Genomic DNA, 487 nt, shown 5'->3' with positions numbered 1-487 from the left:
GCTGTTTACGTAGTCGATTGCAGCTTGAACAGTAGTGATCTTCTCAGCTTCTTCGTCAGGAATCTCAGTGTCGAATTCCTCTTCTAGAGCCATAACTAATTCTACAGTGTCTAGAGAATCAGCACCTAGATCGTCAACGAAAGAAGCTTCGTTTTTAACTTCTGCTTCGTCTACACCTAGCTGTTCAACAATGATTTTCTTTACGCGTTCTTCGATGTTGCTCATTTTTCTTTTCCTTTACAGATTTCGCCTAATGCGATGATTCCGTAGTTTATTCGAACTATTGAAAGTTGCAAGGGGGTCCTTGCTGGTCAAACCACAAAATTAGCGAATTTAACCGAATTTCAATACATTTTTGACTTAAATCATGCACAAATCTTGCGCATAAGCATGACAAGTTCATGACAGTTAACTGCAACTATAGGCTATTTTTCACAATGTAAAATAACTTATTTTGCATAAACTGTCGCATTAAACCATGTACATA

General features: G+C 37.6%; 1 protein-coding gene. It reads right to left on the bottom strand.

Going from position 1 to position 487, the window contains the following annotated elements; all coding sequences use genetic code 11:
- Positions 1-225, bottom strand: a 225-nt coding sequence (gene acpP / locus IQR33_RS14875; RefSeq protein ID WP_193843791.1) for an acyl carrier protein, incomplete at its 3' end; no start/stop codon positions are given.
- Between the last annotated feature and the right edge of the window lie 262 nt (positions 226-487).

Origin of the sequence: Vibrio sp. OPT46 (assembly GCF_015163535.1) — a bacterium.
Taxonomy (GTDB): Bacteria; Pseudomonadota; Gammaproteobacteria; order Enterobacterales; family Vibrionaceae; genus Vibrio; species Vibrio alginolyticus.
The sequence above is the reverse complement of the archived record's forward strand: the minus strand, read 5'-3'. Positions and strand labels throughout refer to the sequence as shown.